The organism is Cellvibrio sp. BR, assembly GCF_000263355.1.
Taxonomy (GTDB): domain Bacteria; phylum Pseudomonadota; class Gammaproteobacteria; order Pseudomonadales; family Cellvibrionaceae; genus Cellvibrio.
In genome coordinates this window covers 44,554-65,378 of sequence record NZ_JH668209.1, presented here as the reverse complement: position 1 = coordinate 65,378, position 20,825 = coordinate 44,554, and the positions used below count along the sequence as shown (strand labels likewise).

Here is a 20,825-nt window from a genome sequence, read left to right as displayed (position 1 = left end):
ACAAATTGATTTTACTCATAAATCTACTTTCAGGCCAAGGGATTTAGGCGGTCTTTACACTTGTGGTGTAGATGGGTAACAGCGCCACCACACTCCTGTGTACGCCAGCGCACCGCCAAAACCCTCCCGCTTCGTTATGATCAATATCACTTAAGCGTTAGGGCAAATAGTAATGCCCGGCGCACCATCGTTAGCAAATCGCAAAGGAAAAGATCATGGACTCCATTATTAACCTTATCGTCTACCTGGTTGTATTCGGGCTTATCTGGTGGCTGGTATCACTCTTGCCGCTGCCGTCACCGGTGGCGCAAGTGGTGCGGGTTTTATTCATTATCATGCTGATTCTCATAGTGCTCTCAGTCTTCGGCATTATCCCGGGCAACTATTTACCGCGACTGACCATCTAGCTCAGACGCAGTAACAAAAAGCCCCGCCTTTCAGATGAAAGGCGGGGCTTTTTCGTTTAGCCATATTACAACCATGTTGAATAAAAAAACGCCCTACACTTTTCAGTACAGGGCTTTTTTTGTTGTCTACTGCAAAGTGCGGCGGAGTGCTGCGCGACTCCGCCCTACTCCGAATAATTACTTAACTGATAACTTAAAAATGGTGCGGGTTTTATATTCATCACCAGGGCGCAACACTATCGATGGAAATTGTGCTTGGTTAATCGAATCGGGAGCGTGTTGTGGCTCCAAACAAAAACCGCTGCGCTTTTTATAGGTGACACCTTTACCCGTGAGAGTGCCATCTAAAAAGTTACCGGAATAAAATTGTACGCCCGGCTCTTCAGTGAATACTTCCAGTACTCGGCCAGAAGTTTCTTCTTGAACACGGGCAGCCAGAGTTAATTCTTTGTAGGTTTTTTGATTGATCAAAAAATTGTGATCGTAACCAAAACCATTTTTTATCTGCTCATGCTCATCATTAATGCGACTGCCAATTAACGTCGGCTCGCGAAAATCAAACGGTGTTCCGGCAACCGGCATTGGTTCACCTACCGGAATTGCCGCTTGGTTTACCGCGTTAATGTGATCGGCAAATATCTGCGCTTTGTGGTTGAGAATAGTTTCGCCTGACGCTGCACCAATACCAGCCAAATTAAAATAACTGTGCTGGGTGAGGTTTACCGGCGTGGCTTTATCGGTAGTAGCGAAATAATCCACGATCAATTCATCGCTGTGGGTGAATTGATAAGTGACAGTCACACTCAAATTGCCGGGGAAGCCCTGGTCGCCATCTTCACTGAGCAAATGCAATTTTAATATGGGACCATTTGCATCTTCAGCGGTGGTAGCGCTCCAGACTCTTTTATCAAACCCCTGTGGGCCGCCGTGTAAATTATTGCTGCCATTGTTAGCAGTTAATTTATAGGTCGTGCCATCCAGCGTAAATTGCGCATTGGCAATGCGGTTGCCCACGCGGCCAATCAGTGCACCAAAATAAGGGCCTACCTCAAGGTAGGGTTCAAGGGTGTCAAACCCCAACACTACATCACCGAGCGCGCCGTTTTTATCGCGCATGTGCCACTCGGTAATAATACCGCCGAGGGTAATAATACTTACCTGGCTACCCAGTTTATTGGTGAGGGTAAATTCGTTTACCGCTTCGCCCGCAGGAGTAGTGCCAAATAATTTTTGCGCAATCATTGTTGTAGATGTTGTTGCCGATAGTGGTGCTGTAGTTGTTGTCATAGCTGCTGTCATAGTAGTTGAAGTATTAGTAGAGGCGTGGCGCTCGGTGCGCCGGGCTTCAAACCCCTGCGCTCAGGGAGCAAGGGCATCGGGTTGGTCTTGTCCGAAGTCGGGGAACCCCTCGGCTGTCCAACCCAGTTCACGAATATAGGTGTGGCGATTGGGATCAGTAAGCGGTGTGCCCTGTAGCTCGGCGTAATCGCGCGCATGATATACCAGCACATCGGTTTTACCATCATCCGCCAGGGTAAAACTATTGTGGCCAGGGCCAAAACGCTTGAGTTTTTCGTTGGTGAAAAAAATCGGCTCAGGCGATTTATTCCACGAATTTTTATCGAGTAAATTTGCGTCCACGTCGGCCCAGACCAACCCTACCGCATAGCGATGGTCAGTAGCACTCGCCGAGTAGCTGATAAAAATTTTACCGTTGCGAATAATCACCGCTGCACCTTCATTCACTTTATAACCTTGAATTTCCCAATCCAATGTCGGGCGGGTAATTTCCACTTCCAGTGCACCAACCTGAGTAGGCGAATCCAGTGTGGCAATATAGAGCGCGGAATTCATGGTGCCTTCCGGGTCACGTTGCGCCCACACCAAATAGCGCTGGCCTTTGTGCTCAAACACGGTGGCATCGAGCGAGAAGGAGTCGCGCGCGGTTCTTACCAGACCCAATTCTTTCCATTCACCCTGCATGGGGTCGGCCGATTCATTGGCCAACACATACATGCGAATACTACCACCCACACCTTTTTCACCAGCGGCAAAATAGATGTACCAGGTATCGTTAAAGCGATGTAATTCCGGCGCCCAAATATTTTCACTCATCGGGCCGGATTCATGCTTTTCCCAAATGGTCACTTCTTCTGCACTGCCAATACCTGACAAGCTAGGTGAGCTGCGCAACTGAATGCGATCAAACTTGGGCGCTGTCGCAATAAAATAGTAATGGCCCGATTCGGTGCGATAAATTTGCGGGTCAGCGCGCTGCGGCACCAAGGCCACCGGTACATCACTCGCGGTTTCCGGTTTGATATCGCCAACTACTGACGATGCACTGGCCGCAACAGATTCACTGGTAGCGGCTGACTCAGCTGAACCGACCGGTGCGCTAGATTCCCCACAAGCCGCCAATAAAAAACTACCCAACGCCACGGCGGCGATGCGCAAACTGCTCAGGGATAACAAGTGGAAGGTGTGCGATTGAATAGCAATAAACTTCATGGATGATTCTCCTGTGCCCGGCTTTACACCGGTTAACTGTTATTTTTAATGGAATAATATTATATTACATATTGAGAGAAATCGACCTATAAGAGAGTTAACTATGGTAAATACAGCCCCCCTCACCCGTTTCCGCCAAGCTGCTGCCCGCGTTGGTTATACCGCTGCGCTGCTCCTCAACGCCGTCGCCCTGTTATTGGGAGCATCGGTTGCCCAAGCCAAACAAGTGGATGTGCACGACCCCGTGATGGCACGCGAAGGCGACACCTGGTATTTGTTCAGCACCGGCCCCGGCATCACTATTTACAGCTCCAAAGACAAAGTGAACTGGACTTTCTCTGACCGCGCCTTTGCCGACCAACCCACTTGGGCCAAATCGGTGTCGCCAAGCTTTGACGGTCACCTCTGGGCGCCCGATGTGATCGAACATAACAACCAGTTTTATTTGTATTACTCGGTATCCGCCTTTGGCAAAAATACCTCAGCAATTGGTGTGACAGTTAATAAAACGCTGGATCCCAAATCGCCCGACTACCGCTGGGAAGATAAAGGCATAGTGATTGAATCGGTGCCCAACCGCGACAACTGGAACGCAATCGACCCCGCAGTAATTTTTGATGAACAAGGCCAAGCCTGGATGAGTTTTGGCTCTTTCTGGAGCGGTTTAAAAATTTTTAAATTAAACAGCGACCTCACCCGCCCCGCCGAACCACAAGAGTGGCACAGCATAGCGCGCCGCGATCAGGTTCCTACCGGCACCGACGTTAACGCCGGCCCCGGTGAAATTGAAGCGCCATTTATTCTGCGCAAAGGTGATTACTACTATTTATTCGTAAGCTGGGGCCTCTGCTGTAAACGCGGTGAATCCACTTATCACCTCGCCGTAGGCCGCTCCAAAAATGTCACCGGCCCCTACCTTGACCGCGCTGGCCGCGACATGAACCAAGGCGGCGGCAGCTTGTTACTACTCGGCAATAAAAACTGGGTCGGCCTCGGCCACAACAGCGCCTATTCATGGGACGATAAAGATTATTTGGTGCTACACGCCTATGAAACGGCGGATAAATATTTGCAGAAATTAAAAATCATGAATATCAGCTGGGACAAAGAAGGCTGGCCTATGGTTGACCCAAAAGAGTTGGATACATACCAAAGTAAACGAGTTAAATAAGAAAAAAGTAAGTTTGTGTGGTGTGGCGCGTTAAACCTTTTGTGCGAGTTTAACTAAATAGCTCATAACTTTTTGATTGGAATTCCGCGGGGTTATTAGTTTTAACTCTTTGTTTAACACTCCTGAAAGGTCTAGGCTTTAACGAGGATATAGCTGTGGCGGGTAGATAGTTGTTTACCCGCCACAACCTTGATAAAGGAACAGGATCAATTAGGAGAAGCGCCATGAAACACGACAACATCAACCACGCCAAGTGGCTGCGTGAAGAACAGGGTGAAACTGCACGTGAGTTGGCTGAAGTGATGCGCCTGGCGCAGGAAATGGGGCGCCGTCTGTGCAATGAAACCCACGGCGAAATGTACGATGAGGTGCGGCTGTTAATGTCACTGCTACACCAAACTCGCGCCCAAGCCGATTTAATTGATGCGCAATTAAACTCTGCCGATCCCATCGCCGATTTATTGCAGCGCCGCCAATCGCGCCAGTAATTTTCAGGTCAAAAAATTTCGATACCCGCAAACGCGGGTATCTATTGAAAATAGTTAACCTGGAAAATACAACCACATTACCTGATACGCCCTAAGCACCAGCGGCTTGCTAAAATCCATGACCAAGGGTTGGTGATCAATCAGGTTAATCACCTCGCGCGCGGGCAATAAGTTGTGCAATATGTCTGCGTTTATCTCGCGCTCAGCCGCACTGAAATTACATATCGCTAATAACCGCTCACCATTATCCGCTTGCCGTAAATAAGCAAAACAATGGTCATTACCGGTACGCAAAATATGGGTACTGGCGTTTCCAAATACCGCATGTTTTTTGCGTGCTGCAATCATTTTGCGCAAACCCACATTAACGGTGTATTGCGGTGTGCCGGGTTTATGTGCGAGTGCAAGCGCTGGTTCATCGATACGCGGACGATTCACCCAACGTGAATCGTGCAATTTGTGAGGATCAGACTGGAAACTGTAATCATTAAGCATGGCCAATTCATCGCCCGCGTACAGCAGCGGTACGCCGCCGATACTTAAAATGACACTGTTCAATAACAAGATGCGTTTAATTGCCAGCTCAATTAATGCCGGGGAATTGCGTTCCAATGCCTGTTGCAGGCCAGCAAGTGATGCCAGCGAACCGCACACACGACAATCACCGTTTTCCGGATTTTCTTGAAAACCTAAGCCCACCGCAAACGAATTTTCAAAACGGCCAGTGTAAAACTGATTCAAAAACAACCGGTGATTGTAACCATTAATGCCCAAATGCGCCGCATCGCCATCGTCAAACGTCCAGCCGATATCGTCGTGGCAGCGCACATAATTGACCCAACTGCAGTGCGGATTTATTTCAAAGCGGTGACTTAAACTTTGGGTGATTAACCGCGTTTTTTGCGTGGCTAAACTATTCCACAATAGCGCCATTAACAGCGGGTTATAGGAGAGCTGGCATTCCGTGGGCGCGATGTATTTAACCACTTCGTCCGGGTGCACAATGGCTTCAGATTTAAATACCACTGCCGGTGCGACAATTTGCAAACAACAGTTAAAGGCTTTGATTAGCGCATGGGCCTTGGGGCGATTCTCACACACTGTGCCCATGTCTTTCCAAATAAACGCCAAAGCATCCAGCCGCAGGGAATCGCAGCCGAGGTTGGCGAGGAATAACATTTCATCCACAATCGCGCGGAACACGGCGGGGTTACCGTAATTTAAATCCCACTGGAAATTGTTAAAAGTCGTCCACACCCATTTATCAATATCCGGCAAATAACTGAAACTGCCACGGCGCACACTGGGGAAAATTTCGCGCAGGGTCGCATCGTATTGATCGGGAATACGCCGATCATCAAACATTAAATAATAATCCTGAAATTCCGCATCGCCAGCGCGCGCCGCTTTGGCCCAGGCGTGATCATCCGCCGTGTGATTAAACACAAAATCCAATACCAGGCTGATGCCCGCATCGTTCAGCGCTTCTGCCAATACCTGCAAGTCTTTGGTGGTACCCAGCGCCGGGTTCACGCAGCGATAGTCCGACACGGCATAACCCCCGTCACTATCGCCCTCGGGGGATTTATAGAGCGGCATCAAATGCAAATAGGTCAGCCCTAACTCGGTGAAATAGGGGATTTTTGCCAGCAGCCCGTTTAAATCACCGGCCATTAAATCCACGTAACAGGCCATGCCCAGCATCTGTTCCGATTTATGCCAAAGCGGATCAGCAAGGCGCTGTTTATCTTTCTTTTTCAGGCGATTTTTACGCTGGGAAAAGTTGGCAGCAAGGCTCGCCACCAATTGTTGCAAGTGAAAGTGCAAGTCGTAATGCCGGTCATAAACATGTAACAACAGGTCAAACAGGGAGGGAAAATGCTGATCCAGCCGTTTTAAAAAGGTTTTGTGATCAGTTTTGTTGAGCGCAGAGAGGTCGGTAGTATTAAGAATTCGTGTTAAACATTTTTGACTTTCACTGACAGCATTCATAATGTCGCCCTGACTGGAAATTTATACTAATGCCGCGACTCACCTAGCGCAAAAGATGAATCGCGACATAAAAAATAGTATAGACAGGGCCGCGTGAATTGCAGATAAAAGCTGACGAAGGCTTTATAAAAAAACGCCAGCAGAAACCGATTCCCACTGGCGTTTTTATTTTTTAACACTGCTCTTTTATAACTTTTTAATTAACACTGAAAAGGTTAAGCGCAGCATTTTTTAACGGCGGCGACGCAACAAACCAACTCCCAACAAGCCCATTAATATCAGCACCAAACCCGACGCTTCCGGCACGCTGGCGGCGGAATGCACCTCCACCGTGAAATCATCCATCGCCCAGCTCACGCCCCAATCGGCAAGACTGTTGTAAATCATCAGCTGATCTATACCGGCCCAATCCAATTGAATCCAACTTGCGCTCTCGGACGTGATTACAAAAGTGTCCAAGGTGCTGTACACCAACACCCCATCCAACCAACCTTCAAACGCGAGTTCCTGTTCAAATAAATAAGAACCAAACCAGGCGCCGATAAAATCAAAACTGCCCGCGCCTGCCAAATCGATAGACGACCAGGCACCAAATGGATTAAACGCAACATTAGTGCCGGAGACGACCGCCGTATCCAAACCAGAGCCAGAGTAATCACTGCCGCTCAGGGCGCCGATTACATTCCAATTAAAGCCGCCGTAACCATCACCAATTTGCGCGAAGGATTCATCGCCCAAATCATCAAAATCAATTACTGCTGCGCTGGCAAATTGCGCCGCAAACATTAACAACACACTTCCAATAAATACTTTCATTTTTTCACTCACTTTTATCACAAAAATTTTTATGAATACCCGCCTGCGCGGGTATGACGAAAATCTTTTCAGTAAAAACCTAGAATGCCAGGCTTTGAATTTGGCTTTCAGTTAATGCCGTTTCATAAATACGCAGCTCATCCATCGCGCCTTTGTAGGGCACATCCCACCAGTTCACACCAAGTGAAAAGATGCCATTGGTGGTGGTAAAAATATTCGGGAAGTTGGTGCCGCTGAATCTTTTCACGCCATTTACATACACATTGAGCGCGCCGTTATTCACCGTGAACGCCAAGTGCGACCACTGGCCTGCGGGAATATTCATGCCCAAACCTGCGTCGTACCACGCGGTGCCCGACCAGAGCATGGTATTGCCATTAACCCAGCCGTGACCCATTGGCAATAAACTCACCCAGGAATCGGTAGTGCGTGCAGCAAAAAAGCTGGTGGTAAACGCATTCAGTTCCGCGGGGTTCAACCAAAGTGAAACGGTGTAATTGTTGGAGCTGATAATACCGTTGGGTAAACGCACGCCGGTATTGCCATCAAACACCGCTGCTGCACCCTGCACACCACTGGTGTAACTCAGGTTACCGCCGAGCCAATCAATACGCGCACCACTTACATTACCTGCCGCCAATACACCGGTTGCATCATTCAAATTATTATCAAACGCATAGTGTGCAATCAGGCCGCCGATCGATTTCTCACGTACCACTACCACAAAATTTTTCGTCGCTGTGGTAGTGCCTTTTTTGATGCTCGCGGTGAGTGTCACCATGGCATCACCCGCACCATTTTCGGGGCGAGTCACCACACCCGTGGTGCTAACTGCTGACGGGTTCGATGATGTCCAGGAAATAGTGGCATTGCGTGCGCCGCTGGTTGGCAGGGTGAGGTTGCTGGTGATGGCTGAAGTATCACCGAGGTTTAATTCCGCTTTAATGGCATTCACGATTTGCAAATCAGTGCGTTTTAATAATTTACTGCCGTAAATCGCCACGCCTTGATTGGATAACGCGGAGAAAGTCAGGGTGTAAGTTTTTGCCGTTTCATCCCACTGGTTCACCACCACACCTTTGTAAGTAGGTGCACCGGCCAGATTAATTTCCACCTGATTATTACCCACCAATAACCAACTACCGGTTGCCGCGCCAGTGACTGTGCCATTGCTATTCAAGCTGATATGTTGGGATTTTTTAATGGTCGCGGAAATATCTTTACCGTGATTCACCAACAAATAATCGCCCACCACAAAATCGCGACGCACGGTACCCAGCGTTTCATTGGCGTAGCGATAAGGCGCAACTACCGGCCATGCATCGGCATTCATAAACATCTGATGCACACGAATTTCATGCGCTTCGCCGCGCTCGGGGAAACGGCTGTGGAAAATTAAAAAATATTTTCCGCTCGCGGCATCGTAGTACGCCGAGTTGTGACCGGGCGATACATAACCTGTGCCTATACCGGTGCCCACTTCGCCGAGTTTGCGCTCAAACAAAAAGTTGCCCATCAGTTTCACACCAAAGGGCGCGATGCTTGCGTCATCAAAAATAGGCAGCGCGGGATTCGCTTTCACGCTCGCCATATTGTTGCCCTGCGCATCGTAATAAGGGCCGTCCGGCGCAGTCGCACGCGCAACACGCATGTTGTAACCACCCACCGCATCCAAGCCGCCGAAGGAGCTGAACATATAGTAATAATTGGTTTGCGGACTGTAGAGCACATACACGCCTTCAATACGGCTGTGATTACCGCCCATCAAGTGTTTACCGTAACCCTGGTTGGGCAGCGGCTTACCTGTTTGCGGATCAAGTTTGAGAATAAAAATCCCGCCGGAATAAGAACCGTAAATCATCCACAAATTATTCTGCGCATCAAAAAAAGTATGCGGGTCAACCGCATTAGGGTGTTTGCGTGCGTCGTAAATGGTGCCGTCTTCACTGGGCAAACCCCACATGCCGGACTTGAGGAAAATCCCCTTGTCCACATAAGGCCCCTCCACCGAATCAGCCACCGCGACACCCATCGCCGAACGCGGCGCATCGCCCCGGCAGGCGTTGTAGTACATATAAAATTTGCCATCGGCGAGCCGAACAACATCCGCTGCCCATAAGGTATTCGTCTCCGCCCAACTGAAGGTCTCTGCCAGCTCGGTCACTACATTGGTAAACAGCGGGTTTTGCGGACTAACGCCATCGGCGATGGATGTCCACTGCAACAAGTCTGGCGACTTGGCCGCTGCCAAATGGGAGCCAAACACGTAGTAATTGTTATCCACGCGGATAACCGAAGGATCGTGTACTGAGGCGTTCAGAAAGGTGGGCGCACTCACCGGCGCCAACTGGGCCTGCGCACTCATACTGGTCACTAAGCCGCCCAGCGCTAAGGCCGAAGCCAACAAAGCCGCCAAACGTCGGGATTGGGGTTGGGTTATGAACTTCATCGATTCTCTCCAGAAGTAGCAATAATTATGATTATTTCGCCTTAATGTCTGACAATTTAAAAACTAACAGGTACAGAAACTCACCCAGCGATAAGATCGCCAAGAAAAACTGCAGATAATCTGTACAAAAACAGGGTTTTTTAGCTGAAACGATATAAAAGCGTTATTTTTATAGCCGGATTAGTGTGTCACGCGCCAAAACATATCTCAATCATAATTTATTATTATCTTATAATTTGTAGTTGTTAGTATCAGGGGTTTTTAGAGCGTTGTGGAAATCAGGATGCATACCCGGTTACGAAGGGGAAGCCAAGCAGAAGCAGGGTTACGGTATTAACTTTTAGCCGCAACGCTTGTTAGCGGATTACTATTCAGGTTTATTTGTTCCTAACAATTCAAACTCATTTAAAAAACCCGCTATAAACTTTTGAGTTTTCACATTTAAAGCACCAACAACTTGTTGCCCGTTAGCCTCTTCGGCCTGGATAATTACCACATTAGATCTCATGCCAGTCTCACCATCCAAGTGAATAGCATATTGGGGGATTTCAATGTCTATTGGCGTTCCGATATTTATTCCATTTGATTTCAGAAGGAATACCGCAGCACCGCTGTTAATGTCTGACTCTACAGCGTGTCTTTTAGATACATATTTAATGGCTGACAAGTCAGGCCAAGCTACTTTTAATTGGCCTAGAACAACCTCGGAAAAAAATAGTGTTAATAGCAAGATAGAAGTTTTCATAAATTTATAGTGATTTCTGTGATGGTGATGGCGATGGTTTTTAAGTGATCCTTTACAGCACAATAAAAATAGCTAATGGCGAAACAGCCAATTAAAAAATTTATTAAAAATAAAAAAATATTTCATGGATTTTCTTCTGTAAACCTATTAAACGGCCAAACGGTAAATAGTTTTTTTGATTGACGAATTTTCAAAAAACCACAAAAAGTCTAATGATATCGCGTGCATTACTTTCTTTGATATTCCTTGGAGAGAAAATCACCAGAAACCGTAATCAAAGTTAGCAGGCACACACAGTTAACGCGCCATTTTTATCATGTCCGTCTGCAACGGAAAATTCAGCGCGCAGCCTTCCACAAATTTTTTCACTTCGCATTCGCGATATAAATCTCCCTTGCCCTGCCCCGGTTGATTAGCGGCGAGTGGTGGAAATGCGCCGTAACCGGCGAGTAGGCAATGCCAGGAGGCGGTGTTGAATGCTGGTTTGATTTTCCGCTGTGCCAGCTCTGCAGCCAAATCACCGCAGCGATACCAGACATCCAGAATTTGCAGTAGCGACTCGGGCAGTTGTTTGTTGTCGCGGTTCGCGCGCCAGTAATCGCTGCCGAGCGAATTATTTACGCCACGGGTATTTAATTTGTAGTGCGCAATTATGTAATCGCGCACACCGTCAAAATGATTGGCGACGGTGCGATTAAAATTATCGCGCCCATTACTCGTAAAATTGTTTTCATCCAGGGCGTCCATTAAGGCTTCTATGGTGAGCTGCACCAAATGCAATGCGGTGGCTTCCAGCGGTTCAATAAAACCTTGCGATAATCCGAGCCCCACACAATTGTGCGACCAGTGTTGCGCTAATTGCCCGACGCGCATGGTTAAATGGCGACACTCCTGCGCACTTTCACTCATGCCGATGTGCGCGCGAAATTCTGCTTCGGCTTGATCGCGGCTGATAAATTGACTGCTATATACATAACCATTGCCGGTGCGATGGGTAAGGGGAATTTGCCAACACCAACCGGCGCTTAACGCAGTGGAGCGGGTTTCTACAGGTGGATTTTCAAATGCAGGCGTGGGCATTACCACTGCACTGTCATTAAATAATTGCTGTTGATATGAATGAAATGGCACCGCCAATGCCTTTTGCATTAACAGCGACGCAAAACCAGTGCAGTCGATAAAAAAATCACCCGCAAGTAAATCCCCCCCATCGGTTTGCAGGGCGGTAATTTCACCGCGATCATTGCGCAGTACCTCAGCCAATTTCGCTTGGTGATGAATCACTCCCCGCGCCGTAGCCACACCAGCCAAATAACGGCCCAGCAACTGCGAATCAAAGTGATAACCGTATTCCATTTGAAAGGGAAAATTAGCCGACGCGGTGGGCACCTTTCCCTGCCGCGCCAATTCACCATTGATAAAAAACTTTTCCGGGTCGGTGACTACATCCAACCCTAAACGGCGGGTGCGGCAGTTGGTAAAAAATGCGCGCTCATTAAACACGTCAGGCTGGGAATAAAAGGGATGTGAATATTCCTGCATGCCCGACGCGGGGCTCCAGCCCACAAAACGAATATTGGTTTTGTAAGTGGCGTGGCACGCGGGCATCCATTCCTGTTCGGGTAAATCCAACTGTTTAAAAAAACGTTTTAACGAGGGCGTTGAACCTTCACCTACACCAATGATAGGAATTTCAGGGGATTCCATCAGCGTGATTTGCACTTGTTCACGCGGCCAGCGTTTGGCAAATAAATTGGCAGCCATCCACCCGGCGGTACCGCCGCCTAAAATAACGATGCGCAATAGTTTATCCACGGTTTATACCTGCGCGTGTTACGCCAGCGTATTGATGCAAAAATTCATCGTGACTAGGCAATTGTGTGAGTGGCTGGCGTTTCGCGCTGGCGATACGCGCAAGCATGGACTGCAATTGTTCCGCGCCGGGAATATCCGCCGTGGGATGATAATCGCGCGGCATAATGCCCTGCCCCATCATCACTTGCAGCCAGGAAGAATCCAGAAAAATATCACCGGGATCATTCATGATTGCGCCGGTTTCTTGGAACAGCGCAATTTTGTGCGCAAGGCGTTCGGGAATGGGCATATTGCGCAGGTAGCGCCAAAACTCGCTATCGTCGCGCTCATTCAAGTGATAGTGAAGAATAATAAAATCGCGCACGGTTTCGTATTCGTGTTTGGAATCCCGGTTGTATTCATCCACTTGCGTTTGGCTGATGCCCGCATTGGGAAAATGTTTTAACAACCGCACAATCGCCGATTGAATTAAATGAATACTGGTAGATTCCAGCGGCTCCAAAAATCCACTAGACAAGCCCACTGCAATCACATTTTTGTTCCACTGTTGTAAAGTGCGGCCGGTTTTAAATTTGATCGGTTTAGGTTCGGCGAGCGCAGTTGAATCCAAATTACTTAATAAAATAGTGGTCGCTTCATCGTCACTTAAATGGTGTGAGCTATAGACCAAACCATTGCCATTGCGATGGGTAAGCGGAATGCGCCACTGCCAACCAGCTTTGTGTGCAATGGAGCGCGTATAGGGCAAGGTTTTTTCAAAGCGTTCCGAGGGCACTGCCAGCGCGTGATCGCACGGCAGCCAGTGACTCCAATCCTCATAACCGGTTTGCAATGCTCCTTGAGTTAACAGACCACGCATTCCGCTGCAATCGATAAATAAATCGCCCTGAATTTCACTGCCGTTTTCCATAAGCAGCGCTTCCACAAAACCACTGTCAGCATTCAACCGCACCTCACGGATTTTTCCTTCGGTGCGCACAACACCCGCCTGCTCGCTGATTTTGCGCAAATAGCGGCCGTAAAGTGCAGAGTCAAAGTGGTAGGCGTAAGGCACTTGATAGAGCGGATCTTTGCCGTCGAATTTGCCGAATACACCGGCCTCGCAGCAGAGATAATTTAAATCGTAATCCCAAATTGGTGTGTTCCAACCTTGTTTTTGTGCGCGCAGCCAATAGTGTTGAAAGGCGCTAAAACCGATAGTGGTGCCGGGGGCGCCAAAGGTGTGGTAGTAGCTATCGCCCTGCTGTTTCCAGTTATCAAAACGGATGGCCATTTTGATGGTGGCTTTGGTCTCGCGCAAAAATTCCGGTTCATGTAAACCGAGCACAGAATTAAAGGTTTGGATGGGCGGAATAGTCGCTTCACCCACACCGATGATGCCGATCTCTTCCGACTCCACCAGTTGAATCTCTACCCGCTGCTGCAACACTTTTTTTAATAGCGCTGCCGTCATCCAGCCAGCGGTACCGCCACCGGCAATCACAATTTTTTTAATGATGTTGTTCATTCAGATTCCGTATTGCTGCCTATTATTTTTGTTGCACTGCTACGTAGATACACGCATTCGCGGCCATGACGATAGGTATATTTATCAACATACCTAGAGGTTACTTATGCTTTTAACAATAGTTGGTATTTCAGCGCGAGCCTAATTATTCAGCCCGCGCCATAAAAAAACCTCACAGATTGCGCTGTGAGGTTTTCCAAAACAACTTGCTCGTACCTACAACAATAAACTTAGAACGAGTAGTTCACGTTCACCATGTAGGTTGGACCAAACTCGCGGCGAGCAGTCACTATACCTTGATCACCTACATCTTCCTCATCCTCGTCGGTCAGGTTGGTACCTTGTAACGAGATACGCAAGCCGTCCAGCGCGGTGAAGTTGGACTCGGAGAAGTCGTAACTGATTTGGGCGTCGATCAACTGCACACCATTGCGATTGGCGTTTTCAATTTTGTTACTACCACCGCGTTGATAGGTTGCAAAATCACTACGATCGGTACCCGCCACACGCACTTCAAAACCGTTCATGGAGTAGTAAACGGTCAGCGAATGAACCTCATCCGATTGACCGGGAATGGCAGAGCCATCATCCAGTTTGGCATCGATAAACGCGCTGGATGCTGCAAAACCGAAACCGTCCAATGCATCGCTCAACAGGTTCAGCGGTACGTTAGCCGTCAGCTCCCAACCGTCCACATTACCTTTCAAACCATCTTCAAACGATGATGAGTAACCTTGGAACTGTGCAGGTGCCACTACAGTACCGGCAGTCAGGAACACATCGTTCGGGCCGTAGGTACCATCGGTTTGTACAGTTTTGTTGTGGAACGCCGGGATGTAGTAGTTGGCGCCGTCATTGGTCGCATCGTTAGTGAAATCGATAACGGTTTGGCCTTCACGGGTCCAGTTAACCAGGTCTTTGTAGAAATAGGTTACGGATACATAACCGTCTTCCGCAAAGTATTTTTCGTATGCCAGATCCAGGTTGTTGGATTCCAACGGACGCAGTGTAGGCGCGCCCTGGAACTTGGACCATGGCGTTTCCGCTTCGTAATCCTCGGACAAGAGGATGTCGATGTTTTGGTCGTATTTCACGAAACCGGAGGCTTTCATTTGGTCGATACGCGCGCGGCTGATGGTTTTGGATGCACCAAAACGCACAAACTGCGACTCGGCTACTTCAGCGCTGACGTTCAAGCTAGGCAGCACTTTGGTGTAGCTAGCGCCACCTTCAGCCACGATGGGATCAACGCGGAACTCTTCATTCACCAAGCCGATGAAACCGGTCGATGCCTGGTCGGTATCCACGACTTGTAAACCGGCGTTACCAAATACGTTGATGCCACTGACATCGGTATTGAAATCACCTTGAACGTAGAAAGTAGTGACTTCTTCAGTGACTACATAGGTATCGCCCAAGCGATCCGGCTCCAGCGTTGCCGCTGAGGTTTGGTAGTAATAGCCATCTTTGTAGGGTGCATAACCGTCATAGGCGACAACCATGCCCAAACCAGCCCAGGTCAAGTCAGCCAGACCGTAGCGGTATTTCTCGGGGATCACTTCATCCACTACACCGGTGCCATTGCCGTAGGGGTATGTGGGTGAGGTGGCAAAGAAGCCGTCGTTCACTTTGGATTTTTCGCGATCGCTGTAGTAAGCACCAACCGTTACGCCGGTGAGGAAGCTGGTATCCAACTCTGCAGCCACTTCAAATTTGATGGTGGTTAAGCTCTCATCAAATACGCCGGAGTTGAGGAAGCCGTCCTGCGCGTTTTCGTAAGTGTAAACACCGCCGCCCGCCGCTTTTTCCACATTGGATTCAAACACGTCGGCTTCAGCCGCCAAAGAACCACCCCAACCTTGTGGGCCGGTCAGTTTAATGGCATCGAAATCGCTGAAATCCATACCGGAAATGCCGGTAAAGAACACACCACCCTGGCTCATTTCAAAGGTACGTGAACCCAGTTGAGCGTTGGTCAAGGAACCTGAACGGCCCAAACCGGCATAACTTTCACCGCGGGTATCGGTTTTGCTGGATTCGCTGTCAGCCACATCCAAATGAACAGACCAAACATCGTTCAGTTTGTATTTGAGGTTTAAGCCCACGGTTTGCAGTTCGCCGAGGATCTCTTTAGGGTCGGTACGCAATACCGGGTTGGCATTAACCTGGGTGCCAGTTGCATCAAAAGCGCCTGAACCTGCAGTGAGAGAGCCCACTGAGAAGGGTTCGATAAAGCCGCGAATCACACCGTAATCGCTGTAGTCGATATCCAATGCATCGATGACTATATCCAGATCATCGTTGGGGCGGTATTGGAAAATCGCCGACACAGTGTCGCGCTCCAACACGGAGGAGATCGCCATGATGTCCAAACCGCTCGGCACAAAACGACCGGTGTCTTCATCTTCGTTGTAACCCCAAACGCCGTATTTGCGTTGGTTGGTAGGCGATTCGGTAGAGGCGTAGGCCATGGCCAAACCGATGGTGTCATCGGCAAAGCGTTGTGAGAAACCAATAGCGTAACGGTTGCCATCGTCGTCGAACTCGGGGTTATCTGAACCCTGCGACGCCATTTCGTAAGAACCGTTAAAAGTCACGGTGGGGGATACATCCAGTGGGCGCGCAGTGCGCAGATCCACGGTGCCACCAATACCGGTGGTGGTTAATTTGGCTTCGGATGATTTGTAAATCACCGCGCCAGACATAATTTCAGAAGGGTACAAGTCGTACTCGGCACCGCGGTTGTCACCAATACCCAGCAACTCACGGCCATTCAGGGTGGTGCCCACGAAGTCTTCTTTAAAACCGCGCACAGAGATACCGCTTACACGGCCGCCTTTACGCTCACCGGCCAAACCTGGCAGACGTGCCAGCGATTCGGCAATGGATGAGTCGGGCAATTTACCAATATCTTCCGCCGCCAGGGCTTCAGAAATGGAGGTGTTTTCCATTTTCATCGACTGGGCGCGCATCAAGCTCGCACGGATACCGGTCACCATCACCTCTTCTACGTTTGAGGCGTCCTGACTGGTAGTGTCTTGTGCGAATACCAAGCCGGAACCACTGGTCGCTGCCGCGACAGCCAGTGACAAAATGGCAGGCTTGAATAGTGTGTTGTGTTTCATGTCTCTCTCCCGATGTGTTTTTATGTGCCGCAAAAATTCTTTGCAACCGGTTGTAATGTAGAACAACTGAGGCCGAAAGCAAAAAAAGTTCCGCGAATATTTAGCATTGCTACGGAAGGTTACAATTTGACCATCGATTAGCGAAAAACCAGTGCTACCCAAAGAAACAACCGGTTGTATTAAGCGACAAAAACAACAGTGGTTACATTAGTTAGCATTTGAGAGTAATTATTGAACAGCAGTTGAGCGCTATTTTGGGTGCAACAATGACTGCTTTAGGGAAGAAAACGGGTGGAAATAGGAGTTTGCGGGCAGGTGCTGCCGTTGCGAGTGCGGAGATCACTGGCGGGGATTGTTATCGCAAACCAGAACACTCGCTTATGCGAGTGTGCCGGTTGCCTTTGTTGGAGAGTATCTAGCGAAGGCTGCTATTACGCAGCACTATGTCGGTGGGTAAGTAGGCAGATTCAACCAGATCGCCATCAATCATTTTCAGCAGTTTTTCTACCAACCAGCGGCCGCCGAGTTCACGATCCTGATACACCGTGGTGATGGAGGGCGTGTAGTAGCGCGCCAGGGAGATATCGTCGTACCCCACCACGGCCACGTCGCCCGGTACTGCCACGCCGTGTTCATTGAGTGCATTAATCGCCGCCATGGCGATGGCATCACTCAGGCAGAACAGCCCATCAAACTCATGGCCGCTCGACAACAGGCGCAAAGCGGCTTGGCGATGGCTGTCGCGGGCGCTGTCCAGAATAATTTCCAGCGCCGGTTCAGGTGCAATATTGGCCTCTGCCAATACCGAGCGATAGCCCTCGTAACGGAGCAATCCTTCCGGTGTACCCCAATCGCCAATAATTGCAATGCGTTTGCAGCCGCGCGCCAACAGGTGCTGGGTTGCTAATTCACCGCCGCGCCGGTTGTCGCCACCGACGGTGCAATAGCGTTGATCTGGTAACTTGGCACCCCAGGCCACCATAGGGGTATGACCATCGGCAATACGATTCAAATCCTCGTGGCAATCGGCCTGCCCCACCACAATCAAACCGTCACAGTTGATGCGGCGTAAACCATCATCGCCACTGGCGACCGCATGCAGGCTCAGCCCCGAGAACAACATCTCGTGCCCTTGTTCGATCAAATTGAAAGAAATTGCACCGAGCAATTCAAGGAAGAACGGGTCAGTAATTTGCCAACTGGCGCTCTCCGCGGAGGGAATCACTACCCCGATGGTAAGCGACTCTTTCAAGCGAAAATTGCGCGCCTGAGTATTCAGCCGGTAATTGTGCTCTTTGGCCAACGCCTGAATTTTTTCACGGGTTTCCAGATTCACCAGCTCGCTGTTTTGCAGCGCGCGCGACACAGTGGATTTAGATACCCCCGCCATACGGGCAAGGTCGGTCATTTTCAGGGCGGATTTTTTGACGCCGGGTTCTGCTATTGCCATAACACACCAATTACCAGTCACGAATTAATGAAGCAATTTCAAAGGGATAAAACGCAGATCTCAATTGGCATCATAATTTGTTTTATTGACAATAACCATACAACCGGTTGCAAGCTGGCCTGGAACCGACACGGATTGACTTGCCACAATTTAATAACATTGGTTTAATTAGTAAATTAAAAATAGCGTCTAGTATAAAAACAACTCTTATCAACTATCCCCCGGCCGCGAGGATGCCCCATGCACAAGTGTTCTTTATTCGTCTTTTTAGCGGGCACCATTGCCTTGCTGGCAGGTTTGAGCCATGCCGAAACAGTTGTCAGCACACCTCATTACTCTCTCAGCTCACCGGATCAACAGATCCAATTACAAGTGGAAGTGAAACCGGAGGGGGTGTTTTACGCCGTGTCTTATGCCGGCAGGCCGGTGGTGAATCGCTCCCGCCTCGGGTTAAAAATCAAAGGCCAACAAGCCTTGGGCGAGCAGATGGTGCTGCGCAAACACAGCGAGCGCGAATACAACCAGGATTGGCAACAGCCCTGGGGCGAACAGCAAACCATCAACGAACACTACCGTGAATTACGGCTGGAGTTGATTGAAACCAGCGCCAGCCCACGGCAATTAACCCTGGTAGTGCGCGCCTTTAACGACGGCATTGGCCTGCGTTACGAAATTCCCACCCAAGCGAAGCTGAAAGAATTTGTGATTGAGGATGAACTCACCGAGTTTGTACTGGCGGAAAACAGCCATGCATGGTGGCTGCCCGCCTATCGCAACTGGGGGCCGGAATACCAATATTTAAAATCAGCGCTCAGCTCGGTAGATGTCGCCTTCACTCCCATCACCCTGGAAGCGCGCCACTATGCGCTGGCTATTCACGAGGCGGCGCTGGTGAACTACGCCAGCATGACCCTGCGCATGGTGAGCGATAACACCAAAACCCTGAAAGTGGATCTGGTGCCCTGGCCCAATGGCGACAAGGTGCGCACTGCCGCGCCCATGCAATCCCCTTGGCGCACGATTCAAATCGCGCCCAAAGCCATCGACCTGCTCAACTCCTACTTAACCTTAAACCTGAACGAACCGCCCAAACCTGAAACACTCAAGAGCAACAACAGCTACATCAAACCAGGCACCTATATCAAACCGGGAAAATATATGGGCATTTGGTGGGAGATGCACATCGGCGAAAAAGACTGGAGCCCAGGCCCCAAACAGGGTGCAACTACTGCGCGCGCCAAGGAATATATCGACTTTGCGGCCCAGCACGACATTAGCGGCGTGCTGATTGAAGGTTGGAACAAAGGCTGGGAAGGTGAATGGTGGAAGCGCACGCCGACCTTTATTTTTGATGAGCCTGTCGTCGGCTTGGATTTGGAAGAAGTTACCCTTTACGCCCGCGAAAAAGGCGTGGAAATTATCGGCCATCACGAGACCGCCGCCGGTGTGACCTACTACGAACAGCAGATGGATGCCGCCTTTGGCTACTATGAAAAACTCGGTATCCACAGCGTGAAAATGGGCTACGTGGGCACCCGTATTGATGGCGACCAATGGCACCACGGCCAATACATGGTCAACCACTTCCAGCGAGTGGTGGATACCGCTGCACGCCATAAAGTGATGGTTAATGCCCACGAAACCGTGACCGATACCGGCCTGCGCCGCACCTATCCCAACCTGATGACACGCGAATGTGTACGCGGCATGGAGTACAACGGCGGCAGCCCTGACACTGGCAATATGCCCGACCACACCACTATCATCCCTTTCACGCGCGGCCTGTCCGGCCCGATTGATTTCACCCCTGGCATCTTCAACTTCGATTACAAAAAACATCGCCCCCACAACCGCGTCCCGTCCACCCTCGCCAACCAACTAGCGCTCTACGTGGTGCTCTACAGCCCACTGCAAATGGTGGCCGATTTACCCGAGAACTATGCCGGCCACCCCGCCTTCCAGTTTATCGATGACGTACCCACCGATTGGAAACAGAGCCGCGCATTGCAAGGTGAAGTGGGAGAGTATTTGGTAGTCGCCCGCCAAGATAAACAGAGCCCCGACTGGTACCTGGGCGCCATCACCAATCAGGACGCGCGCAAACTTGAAGTAAAACTGGACTTCCTCGCCCCCAAAGCACGCTATGAAGCCCAGATATACCGCGACGGCAAAGACGCCGATTGGGAAACCAACCCGGAAGCCTATGAAATCAAACGGATAAATGTGACTGCAAAAAGCACCTTGGAGCTGGATTTAAAACCGGGCGGGGGAACGGCGATTCGGTTTAAGCGGCGTTAGGTTTTCACCCCGCCTCTTTTTAAAAATACAGAGGGAATGCGCGAGGGAATA

At 49.6% G+C, this 20,825-nt stretch carries 14 protein-coding genes; 4 read left to right on the top strand and 10 right to left on the bottom strand.

The window, feature by feature from the left end; genetic code table 11:
- Window positions 1–215 precede the first annotated feature (215 nt).
- Window positions 216–407, top strand: a complete 192-nt coding sequence (locus tag O59_RS20315) for a Thivi_2564 family membrane protein (protein ID WP_007646178.1) — start codon at window positions 216–218, stop codon at window positions 405–407.
- 177 nt (window positions 408–584) lie between these two features.
- On the opposite strand, the gene O59_RS20310 is transcribed toward O59_RS20315, so the two are convergent.
- Both O59_RS20310 and O59_RS20305 read right to left on the bottom strand, forming a co-directional pair.
- On the bottom strand, window positions 585–1,694 hold the full coding sequence (locus O59_RS20310; protein WP_157152678.1) for an aldose epimerase family protein: 1,110 nt from the start codon (window positions 1,692–1,694) through the stop codon (window positions 585–587).
- Window positions 1,695–1,766: 72 nt separating this feature from the next.
- Complete coding sequence (locus O59_RS20305) at window positions 1,767–2,918, bottom strand: family 43 glycosylhydrolase (protein WP_007646175.1); 1,152 nt, start codon at window positions 2,916–2,918, stop codon at window positions 1,767–1,769.
- Between the two features lie 103 nt (window positions 2,919–3,021).
- Here O59_RS20305 and O59_RS20300 point away from each other — a divergent pair, with 103 nt between their 5' ends.
- Window positions 3,022–4,089, top strand: coding sequence for an arabinan endo-1,5-alpha-L-arabinosidase (locus tag O59_RS20300; protein ID WP_007646173.1), 1,068 nt, complete (start codon window positions 3,022–3,024; stop codon window positions 4,087–4,089).
- 224 nt (window positions 4,090–4,313) lie between these two features.
- Window positions 4,314–4,577: a hypothetical protein gene (locus O59_RS20295; protein WP_007646171.1), complete on the top strand. Its 264-nt coding sequence runs from the start codon at window positions 4,314–4,316 to the stop codon at window positions 4,575–4,577.
- Window positions 4,578–4,631: 54 nt separating this feature from the next.
- On the opposite strand, the gene O59_RS20290 is transcribed toward O59_RS20295, so the two are convergent.
- From O59_RS20290 to O59_RS20255, 8 genes are all read right to left on the bottom strand, one after another.
- Complete coding sequence (locus tag O59_RS20290) at window positions 4,632–6,569, bottom strand: amylosucrase (protein ID WP_007646169.1); 1,938 nt, start codon at window positions 6,567–6,569, stop codon at window positions 4,632–4,634.
- 231 nt (window positions 6,570–6,800) lie between these two features.
- Window positions 6,801–7,385 (bottom strand): hypothetical protein, encoded by a 585-nt coding sequence (locus tag O59_RS20285; RefSeq protein ID WP_157152677.1) that lies wholly within the window; start codon window positions 7,383–7,385, stop codon window positions 6,801–6,803.
- Window positions 7,386–7,464: 79 nt separating this feature from the next.
- Window positions 7,465–9,834 carry a LamG-like jellyroll fold domain-containing protein gene (locus tag O59_RS22265; protein ID WP_040393820.1) on the bottom strand — a complete coding sequence of 790 codons (2,370 nt, stop codon included), beginning with the start codon at window positions 9,832–9,834 and terminating at the stop codon, window positions 7,465–7,467.
- A gap of 367 nt (window positions 9,835–10,201) precedes the next feature.
- The gene (locus tag O59_RS20275; RefSeq protein WP_040393819.1) at window positions 10,202–10,579 is read right to left on the bottom strand and encodes a hypothetical protein; all 378 of its coding nucleotides are present in this window, start codon (window positions 10,577–10,579) and stop codon (window positions 10,202–10,204) included.
- A 297-nt stretch (window positions 10,580–10,876) separates the two neighbouring features.
- Entirely contained in the window at window positions 10,877–12,394 is a 1,518-nt protein-coding gene (locus O59_RS20270; protein ID WP_007646161.1) for a tryptophan halogenase family protein, read from the bottom strand.
- Complete coding sequence (locus tag O59_RS20265) at window positions 12,387–13,901, bottom strand: tryptophan halogenase family protein (protein ID WP_007646160.1); 1,515 nt, start codon at window positions 13,899–13,901, stop codon at window positions 12,387–12,389. Before O59_RS20265 ends, O59_RS20270 begins: the two co-directional genes overlap by 8 nt.
- Before the next feature lie 230 nt (window positions 13,902–14,131).
- Window positions 14,132–17,026 carry a TonB-dependent receptor gene (locus O59_RS20260; protein ID WP_007646158.1) on the bottom strand — a complete coding sequence of 965 codons (2,895 nt, stop codon included), beginning with the start codon at window positions 17,024–17,026 and terminating at the stop codon, window positions 14,132–14,134.
- A gap of 415 nt (window positions 17,027–17,441) precedes the next feature.
- Window positions 17,442–18,476 (bottom strand): LacI family DNA-binding transcriptional regulator, encoded by a 1,035-nt coding sequence (locus tag O59_RS20255; protein ID WP_007646156.1) that lies wholly within the window; start codon window positions 18,474–18,476, stop codon window positions 17,442–17,444.
- A gap of 240 nt (window positions 18,477–18,716) precedes the next feature.
- On the opposite strand from O59_RS20255, the gene O59_RS20250 reads away from it, so the two are divergent.
- The gene (locus O59_RS20250) at window positions 18,717–20,774 is read left to right on the top strand and encodes a glycoside hydrolase family 97 protein (RefSeq protein ID WP_007646155.1); all 2,058 of its coding nucleotides are present in this window, start codon (window positions 18,717–18,719) and stop codon (window positions 20,772–20,774) included.
- Window positions 20,775–20,825 lie beyond the last annotated feature (51 nt).

Excerpts from the sequence above, each read along its gene's own strand:
- O59_RS20285 (WP_157152677.1), bottom strand. The coding sequence starts at position 7,385 with ATGAAAGTATTTATTGGAAGTGTGTTGTTAATGTTTGCGGCGCAATTT.
- O59_RS20275 (WP_040393819.1), bottom strand. The coding sequence starts at position 10,579 with ATGAAAACTTCTATCTTGCTATTAACACTATTTTTTTCCGAGGTTGTT.
- O59_RS20260 (WP_007646158.1), bottom strand. The coding sequence starts at position 17,026 with ATGAAACACAACACACTATTCAAGCCTGCCATTTTGTCACTGGCTGTC.
- O59_RS20295 (WP_007646171.1), top strand. The coding sequence starts at position 4,314 with ATGAAACACGACAACATCAACCACGCCAAGTGGCTGCGTGAAGAACAG.
- O59_RS20290 (WP_007646169.1), bottom strand. The coding sequence starts at position 6,569 with ATGAATGCTGTCAGTGAAAGTCAAAAATGTTTAACACGAATTCTTAAT.
- O59_RS20255 (WP_007646156.1), bottom strand. The coding sequence starts at position 18,476 with ATGGCAATAGCAGAACCCGGCGTCAAAAAATCCGCCCTGAAAATGACC.
- O59_RS20310 (WP_157152678.1), bottom strand. The coding sequence starts at position 1,694 with ATGACAACAACTACAGCACCACTATCGGCAACAACATCTACAACAATG.
- O59_RS20265 (WP_007646160.1), bottom strand. The coding sequence starts at position 13,901 with ATGAACAACATCATTAAAAAAATTGTGATTGCCGGTGGCGGTACCGCT.
- O59_RS20300 (WP_007646173.1), top strand. The coding sequence starts at position 3,022 with ATGGTAAATACAGCCCCCCTCACCCGTTTCCGCCAAGCTGCTGCCCGC.
- O59_RS22265 (WP_040393820.1), bottom strand. The coding sequence starts at position 9,834 with ATGAAGTTCATAACCCAACCCCAATCCCGACGTTTGGCGGCTTTGTTG.
- O59_RS20315 (WP_007646178.1), top strand. The coding sequence starts at position 216 with ATGGACTCCATTATTAACCTTATCGTCTACCTGGTTGTATTCGGGCTT.
- O59_RS20250 (WP_007646155.1), top strand. The coding sequence starts at position 18,717 with ATGCACAAGTGTTCTTTATTCGTCTTTTTAGCGGGCACCATTGCCTTG.
- O59_RS20305 (WP_007646175.1), bottom strand. The coding sequence starts at position 2,918 with ATGAAGTTTATTGCTATTCAATCGCACACCTTCCACTTGTTATCCCTG.